The organism is Helicobacter cinaedi CCUG 18818 = ATCC BAA-847, assembly GCF_000155475.1.
Classification (GTDB): Bacteria; Campylobacterota; Campylobacteria; order Campylobacterales; family Helicobacteraceae; genus Helicobacter_C; species Helicobacter_C cinaedi.
This window is the reverse complement of sequence record NZ_DS990439.1, coordinates 1-504: the sequence shown is the minus strand read 5'-3', so window position 1 is coordinate 504 and position 504 is coordinate 1. Positions and strand designations below refer to the sequence as shown.

Below are 504 nucleotides of genomic sequence, written 5' to 3'. Positions count from 1 at the left end.
AAGGGGGAGGTAGGAGAACTCATGGATTGAGATGTTTTCATGGATAAGACGATAGAAGTGATGTTGTTTCCAACTTTTATTGCGGGTTTCTTAAAATAAGCAAACAAAATAAGTTCATATTTTTGAGAATTATTCTGCAAAGATTTCAATAATATCTCTTTATCATCTTCTGCAAGCATATCCAATGAAAAAATTATGTCATTCCCCTCTATATTTTCCATTTGCTTGATTTTGTCTCTGTCAATTTTATTTAAGTCTTCACTTGCTCCTTTAATATAATAAGCCCAATGAATTGTTTCATCATAAAAAACTCTATCTTCCTCATTTAATATTGCTCTAACAAAAATTGTTGTTTCAGAATCACAAGTATCTATTTCATTTGTTTGTTCTTTATCGCTATAAGCTTTAATATTAATAATATTTAACTTCTTTTTGCTATCATCAATTTGTTCTTGATATGCTTTAGGATTATCATTGTCTATATAAATTGTTTTTATTTCTTCT

1 pseudogene is annotated in these 504 nt (G+C 27.8%); it reads right to left on the bottom strand.

Annotated elements, in window-relative coordinates:
• Positions 1–504: pseudogene (locus tag HCCG_RS12400) on the bottom strand (hypothetical protein); the annotation flags it as partial.